Origin of the sequence: Citrobacter amalonaticus (genome assembly GCF_001559075.2) — a bacterium.
Taxonomy (GTDB): Bacteria; Pseudomonadota; Gammaproteobacteria; order Enterobacterales; family Enterobacteriaceae; genus Citrobacter_A; species Citrobacter_A amalonaticus_F.
Genome location: NZ_CP014015.2, coordinates 16,805 through 31,766, shown reverse-complemented (window position 1 = coordinate 31,766; position 14,962 = coordinate 16,805). Strand labels below are relative to the sequence as shown.

General features: G+C 56.4%; 17 protein-coding genes and 1 riboswitch. Of the genes, 15 read left to right on the top strand and 2 right to left on the bottom strand.

What is annotated here, in order from left to right; translation table 11 throughout:
- Nucleotides 1–9: 9 nt before the first annotated feature.
- Nucleotides 10–822 (bottom strand): propanediol utilization microcompartment protein PduB, encoded by an 813-nt coding sequence (pduB, locus tag AL479_RS00180; RefSeq protein ID WP_061074599.1) that lies wholly within the window; start codon nt 820–822, stop codon nt 10–12.
- Nucleotides 819–1,103, bottom strand: a complete 285-nt coding sequence (pduA, locus tag AL479_RS00175; protein ID WP_012906330.1) for a propanediol utilization microcompartment protein PduA — start codon at nt 1,101–1,103, stop codon at nt 819–821. Before pduA ends, pduB begins: the two co-directional genes overlap by 4 nt.
- A 522-nt stretch (nt 1,104–1,625) precedes the next feature.
- Here pduA and pduF point away from each other — a divergent pair.
- The 15 genes from pduF to cbiM all read left to right on the top strand — a co-directional run bounded on the left by pduF (nt 1,626) and on the right by cbiM (nt 14,962).
- Nucleotides 1,626–2,435 (top strand): propanediol diffusion facilitator PduF, encoded by an 810-nt coding sequence (gene pduF / locus AL479_RS00170; protein ID WP_061074598.1) that lies wholly within the window; start codon nt 1,626–1,628, stop codon nt 2,433–2,435.
- Nucleotides 2,436–2,643: 208 nt separating this feature from the next.
- On the top strand, nt 2,644–3,561 hold the full coding sequence (gene pocR, locus AL479_RS00165; protein ID WP_061074597.1) for a transcriptional regulator PocR: 918 nt from the start codon (nt 2,644–2,646) through the stop codon (nt 3,559–3,561).
- Nucleotides 3,562–3,864: 303 nt separating this feature from the next.
- A riboswitch (cobalamin riboswitch) is annotated at nt 3,865–4,040 on the top strand.
- 88 nt (nt 4,041–4,128) lie between these two features.
- Complete coding sequence (locus AL479_RS00160) at nt 4,129–5,508, top strand: cobyrinate a,c-diamide synthase (RefSeq protein ID WP_061074596.1); 1,380 nt, start codon at nt 4,129–4,131, stop codon at nt 5,506–5,508.
- On the top strand, nt 5,505–6,464 hold the full coding sequence (gene cbiB, locus AL479_RS00155) for an adenosylcobinamide-phosphate synthase CbiB (RefSeq protein WP_061074595.1): 960 nt from the start codon (nt 5,505–5,507) through the stop codon (nt 6,462–6,464). The genes AL479_RS00160 and cbiB overlap by 4 nt, the downstream gene beginning before the upstream one ends.
- Before the next feature lie 12 nt (nt 6,465–6,476).
- Nucleotides 6,477–7,109 (top strand): cobalt-precorrin-8 methylmutase, encoded by a 633-nt coding sequence (locus AL479_RS00150; protein WP_061074594.1) that lies wholly within the window; start codon nt 6,477–6,479, stop codon nt 7,107–7,109.
- Nucleotides 7,106–8,245, top strand: coding sequence for a cobalt-precorrin-5B (C(1))-methyltransferase CbiD (gene cbiD / locus AL479_RS00145; protein ID WP_061074593.1), 1,140 nt, complete (start codon nt 7,106–7,108; stop codon nt 8,243–8,245). Before AL479_RS00150 ends, cbiD begins: the two co-directional genes overlap by 4 nt.
- The gene (locus tag AL479_RS00140) at nt 8,239–8,844 is read left to right on the top strand and encodes a cobalt-precorrin-7 (C(5))-methyltransferase (RefSeq protein WP_061074592.1); all 606 of its coding nucleotides are present in this window, start codon (nt 8,239–8,241) and stop codon (nt 8,842–8,844) included. The genes cbiD and AL479_RS00140 overlap by 7 nt, the downstream gene beginning before the upstream one ends.
- A complete protein-coding gene (locus tag AL479_RS00135; RefSeq protein WP_061074591.1) occupies nt 8,834–9,403 on the top strand; it encodes a decarboxylating cobalt-precorrin-6B (C(15))-methyltransferase in 570 nt (189 codons plus the stop codon). The genes AL479_RS00140 and AL479_RS00135 overlap by 11 nt, the downstream gene beginning before the upstream one ends.
- Nucleotides 9,396–10,169 (top strand): cobalt-precorrin-4 methyltransferase, encoded by a 774-nt coding sequence (locus AL479_RS00130; RefSeq protein ID WP_061074590.1) that lies wholly within the window; start codon nt 9,396–9,398, stop codon nt 10,167–10,169. Before AL479_RS00135 ends, AL479_RS00130 begins: the two co-directional genes overlap by 8 nt.
- Nucleotides 10,150–11,205, top strand: a complete 1,056-nt coding sequence (gene cbiG / locus AL479_RS00125; RefSeq protein WP_061074589.1) for a cobalt-precorrin 5A hydrolase — start codon at nt 10,150–10,152, stop codon at nt 11,203–11,205. Before AL479_RS00130 ends, cbiG begins: the two co-directional genes overlap by 20 nt.
- Nucleotides 11,205–11,930, top strand: a complete 726-nt coding sequence (locus tag AL479_RS00120) for a precorrin-3B C(17)-methyltransferase (RefSeq protein WP_042318211.1) — start codon at nt 11,205–11,207, stop codon at nt 11,928–11,930. Before cbiG ends, AL479_RS00120 begins: the two co-directional genes overlap by 1 nt.
- Nucleotides 11,927–12,712, top strand: a complete 786-nt coding sequence (locus AL479_RS00115) for a cobalt-precorrin-6A reductase (protein ID WP_061074588.1) — start codon at nt 11,927–11,929, stop codon at nt 12,710–12,712. The genes AL479_RS00120 and AL479_RS00115 overlap by 4 nt, the downstream gene beginning before the upstream one ends.
- An 11-nt stretch (nt 12,713–12,723) precedes the next feature.
- Nucleotides 12,724–13,518, top strand: coding sequence for a sirohydrochlorin cobaltochelatase (gene cbiK / locus AL479_RS00110; protein WP_061074587.1), 795 nt, complete (start codon nt 12,724–12,726; stop codon nt 13,516–13,518).
- Nucleotides 13,515–14,228, top strand: a complete 714-nt coding sequence (locus AL479_RS00105; protein ID WP_061074586.1) for a cobalt-factor II C(20)-methyltransferase — start codon at nt 13,515–13,517, stop codon at nt 14,226–14,228. Before cbiK ends, AL479_RS00105 begins: the two co-directional genes overlap by 4 nt.
- Nucleotides 14,225–14,962, top strand: a complete 738-nt coding sequence (gene cbiM / locus AL479_RS00100) for a cobalt ECF transporter S component CbiM (RefSeq protein ID WP_042318216.1) — start codon at nt 14,225–14,227, stop codon at nt 14,960–14,962. Before AL479_RS00105 ends, cbiM begins: the two co-directional genes overlap by 4 nt.

Genomic DNA, 14,962 nt, shown 5'->3' with positions numbered 1-14,962 from the left:
TCACGGATATCAGATGTAGGACGGGCGATCGTTTTTCGGTTCTGAACCGAGGGTCGCAAGGACGGTTTTACCGATTTCTCGCGCGGAGATAACCGCCTGACGTACTGCGCCGGAATCGCCGGAGATCACCAGGATCGCTTCGTTACTGAAGCTGGTGCCATGCGCCGGAGAGCTGTATGCCACGACTTCAACGTTCGCGGCTTTCAGAGCGGTATCCGCCATCAGAACGCCGACGGAAGCCGGAGCGCCCACAATCACGCCGCAGGCTCGGCCAACCGGCGCACCAAACGCTTTTTCCAGCGCGTAGCTGGCGCGTGCGGTGTACTGCAGTTCGATGTGTCCGGCTTCGTTGCCATAAACATCACCGAAGGTACGGTCAAGCTCTTTCAGCGCCACTTCAATTCCGCGCTTCACGTCGGAAACGTCGTTACCGCCGATAATGATGAGTGAACCGTGACCCGCGCCGCCTTTGGTATCGCGAGGGAGTTCAATGCTTACTACTTCGGTATTGGTGGCTTTGACCGCTTCGTCAGCCGCCATAATGTGTGGACCCGCGCCGGTACGCGCGCCCAGGATGCCAATGGAGCGATAGCGCTTCTCAAGCTTCATTGCTTCCAACAGGGCACTGTCTACGTTTGCAATCACCAGACCTACGGTGTCGCCAATCGCGGTGCCAACAAATTCCGTTAAACTGCAGCTCTTCTCTGCCATAGCCGTCTCTCGTTTTGGATGGGTTTTATCAGGGGTACCCGCTTGATCAGGCGTTGCCACACGGGCAATGACCTGCGCCATGATCTGTTCAACCAGTTCATTGCTACTCATGGGTTAATTCCCTTCGGTAAGATTTTTTCTACATCGGTATGAGGGCGTGGAATCACGTGTACGGCTTTCACTTCTCCCACGTTGCGCGCAGCGGCAGCACCGGCATCGGTCGCCGCTTTTACGGCACCGACATCACCGCGAACGATGACGGTTACCAGCCCTGAGCCAATTTTTTCGTAGCCGACCAACATGACATTGGCTGACTTCACCATTGCATCTGCGGCCTCTATGGCTGCAGTTAAGCCTTTGGTTTCTACCATTCCTAATGCTTCTTGTTGCATAAAGACCTCGCCTGGGTTGTCCCGATATTCATGACTATAAAAAGAAGCGAGGAAAAAGAATGGCTGACTTGAAAGTCTGGGTGAAAAATTAGTGGGCTGTGAATATGACAAACTTGCTGTTTTTTATTTTATCTCTTTGTTTTTATTGTTTTTGTTAATTTTTATTAATGTGATATTTTGGCTTTTGCTATTCCATATTTACATTTTAGAGGATGACAGGGTTAATTTAATTTGCTATGCGGGAAAACCAATTTGTGACGTTGATTGGAAAAGGGAAATCTTCAAATAACCAATTTTTGCTATCACGAATCGTCCTGGTTAATTACACTCAGGCACTCTACACGCTGCCTTTGAATAAATAGATGGCAAGAAATTGCTATAACAAAACGATTTTTCCAGGTCTCAGAATGCGCAGTTTGCCAACAATTTTCAGCGGCCTCTTCCTATAGTAGGTGTCGTTGTACTCTACGACCAGCAAGGGTCCGCTGGTAAGGACACGAACGCTTCTAAGAAGGTGTCACAATGAATGATTCACTGAAAGCGCAATGCATTGCCGAGTTTTTGGGTACCGGATTGTTTTTGTTTTTTGGTATCGGCTGCCTTAGCGCACTGAAAGTCGCAGGCGCCAGTCTGGGTCTCTGGGAAATTTGTATTATTTGGGGTCTGGGTATTTCGCTTGCGGTTTATCTGACGGCGGGAATTTCCGGAGCGCATCTGAACCCGGCAATCACGGTCGCACTCTGGATGTTTGCCTGCTTCCCGGGACGTAAAGTTCTGCCTTACATCATCGCGCAGGTTGCGGGGGCGTTTGGCGGTGCGGTGCTGGCCTATCTGCTCTACGGCAATTTATTTATTGAGTATGAAACTGCCCACAGCATGGTTCGCGGCAGTGTCGATAGCCTCTATCTGGCCAGTATTTTCAGTACGTATCCGGCGGCTGCGCTGAGCGTGTGGCAGGCGGCTGGGGTCGAAATCGTCATCACCTCTATCCTGATGGGGCTGATTATGGCGCTGACCGACGATGGTAACGGTGTGCCTAAAGGGCCACTGGCGCCGCTGCTGATCGGTATTCTGGTCGCGGTAATTGGTGCATCTACAGGCCCGTTAACCGGGTTTGCCATGAATCCGGCGCGTGATTTTGGTCCTAAACTGTTCGCCTGGATGGCAGGTTGGGGAGATATTGCGATGACCGGCGGACGTGATATCCCGTACTTTATTGTGCCGATTATTGCGCCATTGATTGGTGCGTGTGCAGGCGCGGCTATCTATAAGTACCTTATTGGTAAAAATTTGCCCTGTAATACGTGTAAAATCGAAGAGACGGACGCGTAATTTTGACTCGCGTGGCTAATATCACGTCTTTAATTTCTATTTCGTGATCTGCTTTCACGAACTGACTAAAAAGTCTCCCCACCCAGGGAGACTTTTGTTATTGTCCCTTGTGCTTTCTGTCATTTACACACAAGGATAGGGGATGATAAGAAGTAAATGTAAAATTTATGTTTTCATTATAACAATGGATTAACTGAGGGATTTTATCATGATTTCTGCGAGTACCCTGAACTCAGAACTCATTAATAAAATCGCACAGGATTTTGCGCAAGCGACCAGCCTGGCTGTTGTGGTTGTCAATATTCACGGTGATGAGATTTCTGAGCTGTTTAATTTCACGCCTTTTTGCCAACTGATGCGTCAGCATCCGCAACACAGTACCCGGTGTCGTATGAGCGATCGCTGTGGGGGACTGGAAGCGTCAAAATCGGATCAACCCTGTATTTATCGCTGCCATGCCGGGCTTACCGATTTCTCTATTCCTCTCGTGATCGCAGGCCATCTTGTTGGGTTCGTCCTGTGCGGCCAGGTGCGTTTACGTAACGATGATGGTGCCGATCTGCTCGATATCATGAAGGTTGACGATCGCTGGCAGGCCGATCCTGAACTGCTCAATGAGTTCAGTAATGTCCCGGAAATGGACTATTCACGCGTGATGGCCTCGGCGGATCTGCTCAAACTCATTGTTGAAAACTGCCTCAAAAAGCAACTCAATTTCGTGGTGATTAAAGACAGCACGCAACCTGCTGAACCTGCGCGCCCGGCACGCGCCGCCAGCCCTCATGACAGCAAAATGAAGAAGGCGTTACGCTATATTGATGCACACCTGTCAGACGATCTTCGCCTTGAAGATGTGGCGTCGCACGTTTATCTGAGTCCGTACTACTTCAGCAAACTGTTCAAAAAATACCAGGGCATTGGTTTTAACGCATGGGTCAATCAGCAGCGCATGGCCAGTGCCAGAGAGCTGCTTTGTCACAGTGACTGGAGCATTGCCAGCATTGCCCGCAATTTAGGTTTTTCGCAAACCAGCTATTTTTGCAAAGTGTTCCGTCAGACTTATCAGGTTACGCCGCAGGCCTATCGGCAAAAAATAAATGAAAACTTGCCGGCTGAATCGGCATAAATAGCAATATTTTGCTATTGCCGATTTTTGATATTCTCGCGTAATCCGGTCATTTATAATGGTTAAGTATTTTTAGTACAGCAATAAATTGTCATAGCGCAATAAAATATCGCTCTTTGCGGAATAAACTTCACCAGTTTTTATTTCTGTGATGAGATACAGTGTCATCGTTAAGAGGTTTCATTATTCTCTTGCATGACATTTCATTCAGAATCGTTTTATTGCGACATTTCTTGTTGATAAAAAATGCGCAACGAATAAGTAACGAAAAAGTATTGTTGTGATGAGGAGAATTCATTCTGTTCATCATTTAAGCTGACAGGTTTGACACAATTGTGTCTGGGAAGGGGGTGAAAATCCCCCGCAGCCCCCGCTGCTGTGATGCTGACAACCCCGTGAAGACCACTGATCGCAAGATTGGGAAGGACGGGCGAGGACGACGCTAAGCCAGAAGACCAGCCTGTCGGATACTACCAACAACTTCGGTGGGAAGTGGGTTGCTCAGATACGTACAGTCGGAAGACTGGGTGTCAGTACATCCCTACCACCCTGAACAGGATCAGGGTCATGGCGGCAAAGCAGTACGCGTTTGTTCTGGCTGGTACCGGTAGTGGCTGTGGTAAAACCACGGTGACGCTGGGCTTGCTGAACGTGTTGAAACAACGTGGTTTACGCGTCCAGCCCTGCAAAGTCGGCCCTGATTATCTGGATACCGCCTGGCATACGGCCGTCAGCGGTACCGCCTCCCGCAATCTCGATAGTTTCATGCTCCCCGAGCCGGTGCTTAATGCGTTGTTCCGTGAACAGATGCAGGACGCGGATATGGCGGTGATCGAAGGGGTGATGGGACTGTACGACGGCTACGGCACTGATCCTGACTACTGCAGCACCGCCGCGATGGCAAAACAGTTGGGCTGTCCGGTGATTCTGCTGGTTGACGGGAAAGCCGTTTCTACCTCCATTGCCGCCACGGTGATGGGCTTCCAGCATTTTGACCCGACGCTGAACATTGCCGGCGTTATCGTTAACCGCGTCAACAGCGAGTCCCATTTCCAGTTGCTGAAAACCGCTATCGAGCACTACTGCGCTGTGCCGGTGCTGGGTTACGTCTCGCGCGTTGACGGTGTCGCGCTACCTGAACGGCATCTGGGACTGGTGACCGCGCGCGAGTCTGTCGTTAATCAACAATCATGGCAGGATTTCGCCGCCCGGCTGGAAAGCACGCTGGATATCGATCGGTTGCTGGCCTTAAGCCACCTTCAGGCATTGCCGCAAGGCGAATGGCCAGAACGTCCTGCGCCCAACGCCGGAGAAGGACTGACGCTGGCGATGGCTGATGATGAGGCCTTTAATTTTTATTATCCCGATAACGTGGCGCTGCTGGCGCGTACCGGCGTCAACATTGTTCGCTTCAGCCCGATCCACGATTGCGAATTACCCGATTGTCAGATGGTCTGGCTGGGCGGTGGTTATCCGGAACTGCACGCGGCCGCGCTGGCGGCCAATACCACAATGCTGGCAAGCCTGCGTGATGCGCACCTGCGCGGCGTCGCCATTTATGCCGAGTGCGGCGGATTAATGTACCTCGGTAGCCTGCTGGAAGATGCCGACGGGGTTGAGCATCGCATGGCCGATATCCTCCCCGGTCGCAGTAAAATGGGTAAACGACTGACCCGCTTCGGCTATTGCGAAGCGCAGGCTCTGCAGCCCACGCTGCTGGCCGCGGAAGGCGATGTGCTGCGCGGTCATGAGTTCCATTATTCCGATTTTTCCCCTGAAACGCCCGCCGTGCTGGCATGCCGTAAAGTCCGTGACGGTCAGACGGTGCAGGCGTGGTCCGGCGGCTGGCAAATCGGCAACACTTTCGCCAGTTACCTGCACGTTCACTTTGCTCAGCGTCCATTAATGCTTAATCACTGGCTGAATGCCGCGCGGGAGGCGTTATGACGCTACTGGCATGGTGCGTGGCCTGGCTTCTCGACGTCGTGATTGGCGACCCGCCAGACTGGCCACATCCGGTGCGCTGGATAGGCAATCTGATCAATGCCGTGCAGCGGCTTATCCGCCGCTACTGCAACAGTAACCGGGCGTTACGCATCGGTGGTGGGGTGATGTGGCTGGTGGTTGTGGGCTTAACGTGGGCGGTTGCCTGGGGCGTGTTACATCTGGCGACGCTGATTCATCCGTGGCTCGGTTGGGTCGTTGAAGTCTGGATGATTTTCACCGTGCTGGCGGGGCGCTGTCTGGCAACGGCGGCGCAAGAGGTTGAACGTCCGCTACGCGAAGGCAATCTTGCACAAAGCCGTGAAAAGCTCTCGTGGATTGTGGGTCGCGACACCTCGCAGCTTCAGCCGGAACAGATCAACCGGGCGGTCGTGGAAACCGTAGCGGAGAATACGGTTGACGGCATTATCGCGCCGCTGTTCTTCCTCTTAATCGGCGGCGCGCCGCTGGCGATGGCCTACAAAGCGGTGAATACCCTGGATTCCATGGTGGGTTATAAACACGAAAAATACCGGGCGATTGGCATGGTCAGCGCTCGCATGGACGACGTCGCGAACTACATTCCTGCGCGACTGAGCTGGCTGCTGCTGAGCGCGGCAGCGGTGCTGTGCCGCCGTGACGGCTCCCGGGCGCTCTGCGTGGGGTGGCGGGATCGCTACAACCACAGCAGCCCGAACTGTGCCTGGGCGGAGGCTTCCGTTGCCGGTGCGCTGGGTATTCGACTGGGCGGCCCGAATGATTACTTTGGCGAGCGCGTTGAAAAACCGTGGATCGGCGACGCGCAGCGCACCATTTCTGTAGACGACATTTCCCAAACAATTCGACTGATGTGGGTTGCCTCAACGCTGGCTCTGGCGCTGTTCCTTGTGACGCGCTGGCTGGTGGTGGGTGTGGCCTGAGGATAAATGACAATGCAATACATCCAGCAACCCCAGGCGATTGAAGCCAAAAGTTTTGACATCATTGGCGAGATCATCCATGAAACGCGCCCGGAGTATCAGTTTGCCAGCCCGCTACATGAAGCCATCATCAAACGGGTGATTCACACCACCGCTGACTTCGACTGGCTGGATATTCTCTGGTTTTCGGATGATGCGCTGGAACAGCTTTGCGCAGCGCTGAGTCGCCCGACGGTTATCTATACCGACACCACCATGGCGCTTTCGGGAATCAACAAAACCCTGCTGGCGAAGATGGGGGGCGAGTGTCGCTGCTATATCAGCGATCCGCGTGTGGTAGCGCAAGCGAAAGCGCAGGGTATCACTCGCTCAATGGCGGCTGTCGATATTGCCGTGACGGAAGCGTGCGAAAAAGTGTTTGTCTTTGGCAACGCCCCCACTGCGCTGTTTCGCCTGTTGGAAAAGGACGTGGCGGTAAGCGGCGTGGTGGGGGTGCCGGTGGGATTTGTCGGCGCGGCGGAATCCAAAGAGGCGCTGACGCACAGCCAGTTGCCCGCCATTGCCGCCCTCGGACGCAAAGGCGGCAGTAACGTGGCGGCGGCGATCGTGAACGCCATGCTGTATCACATGCAGGGGGCGCGATGAGCGATCAGACTTTCGACGCGCCCGTCTGGCATAACGGTAAAGCGCTGCGCAAAGGTTACACCACCGGTTCGTGCGCCACGGCGGCGGCAAAAGTCGCCGCGCTGATGGTTCTGCGTCAGCATTTGATCCATCAGGTATCGATTGTCACACCGTCCGGCGTCACCCTGTGTCTGAACGTGGAATCACCGCACATTGAAGGACAGCAGGCCATTGCCGCGATCCGCAAAGACGGCGGCGATGATGTCGACGCCACCCACGGAATGTTGATTTTCGCCCGCGTCACGCTGAATGACAGCGGTGAAATTGTCCTGCTCGGCGGCGAAGGTGTCGGCACGGTCACCCGCAAGGGGATTGGTCTGCCTGTCGGCAGCGCGGCCATTAATCGCACTCCGCGTCATACCATTGAATCCGCCGTGCGTGAGGCGATAGGCCCGGTACGCGGGGCGGAAATCGAAATTTTTGCCCCGGAAGGAGAAGAACGGGCGCAAAAAACATACAACTCGCGTCTTGGTATTCTGGGTGGCATTTCCATTATTGGCACCACCGGCATCGTGACCCCCATGTCCGAAGAGAGCTGGAAGCGGTCGTTATCGCTGGAGCTGGAAATCAAACGTGCCGCCGGACTGGAGCGGGTGGTTCTGGTGCCGGGTAACCACGGTGAGCGTTTCGTCCGCGAACAGATGGGCATTGACACCAACGTTGTGGTCACCATGAGTAACTTTGTCGGCTACATGATTGAAGAGGCGGTGCGACTGGGATTTCGCCAGGTCGTGCTCGTCGGTCATCCTGGAAAGCTGATCAAAATTGCCGCCGGGATCTTCCACACCCACAGCCACATAGCCGATGCGCGGATGGAAACGCTGGTGGCGCATCTGGCGCTGCTCGGCGCGCCGCTGGAGTTGCTGACGCTGGTGAGCGATTGCGACACCACTGAAGCGGCAATGGAGCATATCGACGCGTACGGCTTTCAGCACATCTACAACCACCTTGCCGAACGCATCTGTCAGCGTGTGATGCAGATGCTGCGCTTTACCAAAACGCCGCCGACCTGCGACGCGATCATGTTCTCATTTGATAACCAGGTATTGGGTAGCAACCGCTCCGTCGAGGCTATCGCGCGGGAGATGCAATGCTGACGGTCGTGGGGATGGGACCAGCCGGTCTGCACCTGATGACGCCAGCGGCGCGCGCGGCGGTTGAAGAGGCCGATGTACTGGTCGGCGGTAAGCGCCATTTGCAGCAGTTCCCGGACTTTCGCGGCGAGCAGTTTGCGCTGGGCGCCAACATTCCCGAACTGCTGGCGTGGATTACGGCGCATCAGGATCAGCGGGTGGTGGTTCTGGCCTCCGGCGATCCGCTGTTTTACGGCATTGGTACGCGGATGGTGGCGCATTTTGGCGTTGCGCAGGTACGCATCATTCCTGGCATCAGCGCGGTGCAGTATCTGTGCGCGCAGTCGGGAATCGACATGAATGACATGTGGCTCACCAGTAGCCACGGGCGCAGCGTCTGTTTCGATACGCTGGCACAGCATAACAAGGTGGCAATGGTCACCGACGGTCAGTGCGGGCCGCGTGAAATTGCCGCGCAACTGGTTGCACGAGGAAAGGGCGATCGCTGGATGGTGATTGGCGAAAACCTGGCGATGGAAAACGAACGGATCCACTGGCTGCGCGTCAGCGAGGTCCATGCCGAATATGAGATGAATGCAGTGGTGATCCTTGATGAAAGATGAGCTTTTCCTGCGCGGTGAGAAGGTGCCGATGACCAAAGAAGCGGTACGTGCGCTCGCTCTCGCAAAACTTGAACTGCACCGGGCCAGTCACCTGATTGATATCGGGGCCGGAACCGGCAGTGTGTCCATCGAAGCCGCGTTACAGTTTCCGTCGCTGCACATCACGGCTATCGAGCGCAATCCGGCGGCGCTGCGTTTACTCGACGAAAACCGTCAGCATTTCGCCTGCGCGAATATCGATATTCTGCCTGGCGAAGCGCCGATGATGATGACCGAGAAAGCCGATGCCGTCTTTATGGGCGGCAGCGGGGGGCATCTCACGGAGCTGATCGACTGGTCGATGCGCCAGTTGCACGTCGGTGGACGTCTGGTGATGACCTTCATCCTGCAGGAAAACCTCAATACCGCGCTGGCTCATCTGCAACAGCGCGGTATACAGGATGTGGACTGCCTGCAAATGCAGATTTCGTCGCTGACCACGCTGGGTGCGGGTCACTATTTCAAACCGAACAATCCCGTTTTTGTCATCGCCTGTCAGAAGGAAGAACACCATGTCTGAGACATTTGATCCCCGTTGTGTGTGGTTTGTCGGCGCAGGTCCGGGTGACCGGGAGCTGATTACCCTCAAGGGGTACCGGTTGTTGCAACAGGCGCAGGTGGTGATTTACGCCGGATCGCTGATCAACACCGAACTGCTGGAGTATTGCCCGGAGGGCGCGGAGTGCCACGACAGTGCGGAACTGCACCTTGAGCAAATCCTCACCCTGATGGAAGAGGGCGTGAAGGCCGGAAAAACGGTGGTGCGCCTGCAAACCGGCGACGTATCGCTGTATGGCTCGGTGCGCGAACAGGGTGAAGAGCTGAGCAAACGCGGCATCCCCTGGCAGGTGGTGCCGGGCGTTAGCGCTTTTCTCGGCGCGGCGGCGGAGCTGGGCGTTGAGTACACCGTGCCGGAAGTCTCGCAAAGCCTGATTATCACGCGACTCGAAGGCCGCACGCCGGTGCCGGAACGTGAACAACTGGAATCTTTCGCCAGCCACCAGACCTCAATGGCGATTTATCTCTCCGTCCAGCGCATCAACCGGGTTGCGGAACGGTTGATTGAGGGCGGTTACCCGGCGACCACGCCGGTGGCCGTGATCTACAAAGCGACCTGGCCGGAAAGTCAAACCGTGCGTGGCACGCTGGCGGACATCGCCGATAAAGTGCGCGACGCCGGGATCCGCAAAACGGCGCTCATCCTGGTCGGGAATTTCCTCGGAGATGAGTATCACTACTCCAGACTCTATGCCGCGGACTTTAGCCATGAATACCGTAAAGCCTGAATCAATCGCGCTGTTTTGCCTGACGCCCGGCGGTGTAACGCTGGCGAAACGGCTGGCAGCGATGTTACCGCTGACCTGTTTTACCAGTGAAAAACTGCTGGAGGACGGTTTCTTACCGTTCGACGGCGGGTTCGCCCACGCCGCGCGCGACGCGTTTTCGAACTATTCCGCTCTGATTTTTATCGGGGCGACCGGCATCGCGGTGCGCGTGCTGGCCCCGCTGGTGAATGACAAGTTCAGCGATCCGGCGGTGGTGGTGATCGACGAGCGCGGCCAGCACGTGATCAGCCTGCTTTCCGGCCATGCGGGCGGCGCGAACGCGCTGACCCGTTATCTTGCCGGCATGCTGGGTGCCGATCCGGTGATTACCACTGCCACTGACGTCAATGAGATGGCGGCGCTGGACACCCTCGCGTTTCAGCTCAACGCCCGTATGACCGACTTTCGCGCAGCGGTAAAAGTGGTGAATCAGATGCTGGTGAGCAACCAGCGCGTGGGGCTGTGGTGGGATGAAGAACTGGATGAAGACGTCCGCCACTGCGATCGCCGTGGGTTCATTACCGTTACCGATCTCCAGCAACTGCCTGAACTGGATGCGCTGGTGTGCGTCACGTTACGTAACGAATTGCCGGATATTCCGGTTCAACACTGGAAACTGGTGCCGCAGCGGGTGGTCGCTGGCATTGGCTGTCGTCGCGATACGCCGTTCCCACTACTGGCAGCGCTGCTGGCGCGTCAGCTTGAAGCGCAGCGCTTTGATCCGCTGGCGCTGAAAGCCATCGGTAGCGTGTCGCTCAAGAAAGATGAAGAGGGGCTGATCCAGCTTGCCTCCTGCTGGCGCGTGCCGTTTGAAACCTTTACCGCTGACGCGCTGCGTGAGCATGAACATCACTTTCCGGCTTCGCCGTTTGTTCGCCAGACGGTCGGCGTCGGAAGCGTCTCGGGTCCGGCAGCGTGGCTGCTGAGTCATGGGCAATTGACCGGCGAAACCTTGCGTGAGCAGGGCGTCACTATCACTTTGGGAGTTTCACACTGATGTTAACCGTAATCGGAATCGGCCCCGGCTCACAGGCCATGATGACCATGGAAGCCGTTGAAGCACTGCAGGCGGCAGAAATTATTGTGGGATACAAAACCTACACCCACCTCGTCAAAGCGTTTACCGGTGACAAGCAGGTGATCAAAACCGGCATGTGCAAAGAGATCGAGCGCTGCCATGCGGCGATTGAACTGGCGCAGGCCGGGCACAACGTGGCGCTGATCAGCAGCGGCGACGCCGGTATTTACGGCATGGCGGGGCTGGTGCTGGAGCTGGTCAGCAAACAGAAACTGGACGTTGAAGTGCGCCTGATCCCGGGGATGACCGCCAGTATCGCGGCGGCGTCGCTGCTCGGCGCGCCGCTGATGCACGATTTTTGCCATATCAGCCTGAGCGATCTGCTGACACCGTGGCCGGTTATCGAAAAACGCATTATCGCCGCCGGGGAAGCAGACTTCGTGATCTGTTTCTATAACCCGCGCAGCCGGGGCCGTGAAGGGCATCTGGCGCGCGCATTTGAACTGCTTTCCGCCAGTAAGAGCGGGCAAACGCCGGTGGGGGTGGTGAAATCTGCCGGACGTAAAAAGCAGGAGAAATGGCTGACCACGCTGGGTGAGATGGATTTTGAACCGGTGGACATGACCAGTCTGGTGATCGTCGGTAACAAAGCGACCTATGTGCAGGATGGTCTGATGATTACGCCACGAGGTTACGTGTTGTGAGTTTTGGTGAGGTTCTGGTCATGGGCGGCACCAGCGATGCCCGTGCGCTGTGCCAGCAACTGGATGCCGCCAACGTGGCTTACACCCTGTCGGTGGCGACGCCGACCGGGAAGCAACTGGCTGGCGACATTAAGGGTCAGGTGCGTTGTGGACGGCTTGAGCAGGATGAAATGGTGAACTGGCTGAAGGAGAACGGAACGCGATGGGTGATCGACGCTTCGCACCCGTATGCCGAAGTGGTGAGCCGCAACATTCTGCGCGCCTGCGAACGGGCTGGAGTACTGCTCAGTCGCTACCAGCGCCCGGAACAGCTCAGTGAACTGACGCATCCGCTGCTCTTCACCGTACAGAGCATTGCCGGGGCGTGCGACGTCGCGCGGCGTTTTGGCGAGCGCGTACTGCTGACTACCGGGAGTAAGGATCTGGCGATATGGCGCGCGGGGTTACCGGAAAAAACGCTGCTCGCCCGCGTGTTGCCCGTACCCGAGGTGATTCAACAATGTGCCGATCTGGGCTTTGGCGTGGGCGAGACGTTCGCGCTGTGCGGACCGTTCAGCGCCGAGTTCAACGCCGCGTTTTATCGTCAGTGTCAGGCTGACGTCGTGATAACCAAGGCTTCTGGCGCAGAGGGCGGTTATCAGGAAAAGGTTCAACCCTGTCTGGATGCAGGCATTCCCTGCATCGTGATTACCCGCCCGGCGCCGCTGGTGACGGGAGATGAGTTACTGGAAAGTCAGGCCGCATTTGCGCAGCGTTTGGCGCGCTGGCTGGCCGCTGCTTAAGGAATCAGAAAATGAAAAAAGCGCTTCTGGTGGTTAGCTTTGGCACCAGCTATCACGATACCTGCGAGAAGAACATTGTGGCCTGCGAGCGCGATCTGGCCGCCAGCTGTCCTGACCGCACCTTGTTCCGTGCCTTTACCTCGGGAATGATTATTCGCAAGCTCAAACAGCGTGATGGTATTGAGATCGATACCCCGCTGCAGGCGCTGCAAAAGCTTGCTGAGCAGGGATATCAGGATGTGGCGATTCAGTCGCTGCACATCATTAACGGCGACGAATATGAAAAAATTGTCCGTGAAGTGCAGACTCTGCGTCCGCTGTTTACTCGCCTGACGCTGGGGGTACCGCTGTTGAGCAGCCATGACGATTACGCGCAGTTAATGCTGGCCCTGCAACAGCAGATGCCTGCTCCTGCCGACAATGAAAAAGTGGTGTTCATGGGCCACGGCGCCAGCCATCACGCGTTTGCCGCCTATGCCTGCCTTGACCACATGATGATGGCGCAGGGCTTTCCGGCGCGCGTCGGCGCGGTGGAGAGCTATCCGGAAGTCGATATTCTGATTGAGAGCCTGAGCAAAGAGGGGGTCAAAGCCGTCCATCTGATGCCGCTGATGCTGGTGGCGGGGGATCACGCCATCAACGATATGGCTTCGGACGACGATGATTCGTGGAAAACGTTGTTCACCGCGGCGGGGATCACGGCAACGCCGTGGCTGAGCGGTCTTGGCGAAAATCCGGCGGTGCGGGCGATGTTCGTCGCGCATCTGCAGCAGGCGCTGAGCGTGGCGATGGAGGAAGCGGCATGAGCGGCAAACTGTATGCCCTGAGCACCGGCCCGGGAGCGGCCGATCTGATTACCGTTCGCGCCTCCCGCATCCTGGGTTCACTGGATATTCTCTATGCCCCGGCGGGACGTAAGGGCGGCGACAGCCTCGCGCTTTCCATCGTGCGGGAGTACATCGGCGAAAACACGGAACTGCGCTGCTGTCATTTCCCCATGAGCGCGGACAGTGCGGAAAAAGAGGCGGTCTGGGACGAAGTGGCTGCTGCGCTGGTTAAGGAAGTGAAGGCAGGCAAACAGGTGGGATTTATCACCCTGGGTGACGCCATGCTGTTCAGCACCTGGGTCTTTTTACTACAGCGCATCGGGTGTCCTGACTGGCTGGAGATTGTCCCTGGCGTGACGTCGTTTGCCGCCATTGCCGCCCGATCCAAAACGCCGCTGGCGATGGAACAACAGTCACTGGCGGTGATCTCTTGTACTGCGCCGGAAGCGGAAATCGCCCAGGCGCTACGCCAACACGACAGTCTGGTGCTGATGAAGGTCTATGGTCGCTTCGCGCGGATTAAAGCGCTGCTGGATCAGGCCGGATTACTGGATTGTGCACTGATGATGTCCGAAGCCACGCTCCCTGGAGAGCAGTGCTGGCGGCATCTCAACGAGGTCAGCGACGATCAGCCGTTGCCTTATTTCTCGACCATCCTGGTCAACAAACAGTGGGAGTATGCAGAATGAAACTCGAACAACAGCTAAAACAGCTGTCATTCAGTGGTCTGGCTGCGGCGCTATTGCTGATGATTGTGCCGGAGCAGGCGTTCGCCATGCACATCATGGAAGGGTTTTTACCGCCGATGTGGGCGCTGGCCTGGTGGCTGCTGTTTTTACCGTGCCTGTGGTATGGACTGGTGCGCCTGCGACACATCGTGATGGATGACAGCCATCAGAAAGTGCTGCTGGCGCTGTGCGGGGCGTTTATTTTTGTGCTGTCGGCACTGAAGATCCCGTCGGTTACCGGTAGCTGCTCACATCCGACAGGCGTCGGGCTGGCGGTGATCCTGTTTGGCCCGGGCGTGGTGGCGGTTCTCGGCGCTATTGTACTGCTGTTCCAGGCGCTACTGCTGGCGCACGGTGGCTTAACCACCCTGGGCGCGAACGGCATGTCGATGGCGGTGATTGGTCCGGTTGTCGGCTATATGGTGTGGAAGATGGCCTGCCGTGCCGGGATCCGTCGTGATGTCGGCGTCTTCCTCTGCGCCATGCTGGCGGATCTGGTGACCTACTTTGTCACGTCAGTGCAGTTGGGTGTGGCCTTCCCGGACCCCGAAGCGGGTGCGACAGGGTCTGTCGTCAAGTTTATGGGGATTTTCTGCCTGACGCAGATCCCGATTGCTATCGCCGAAGGCTTGCTGACCGTGATGATCTACGACCAGCTGACGAAACGGCAACTGATTACCGCACAAGGACATTAA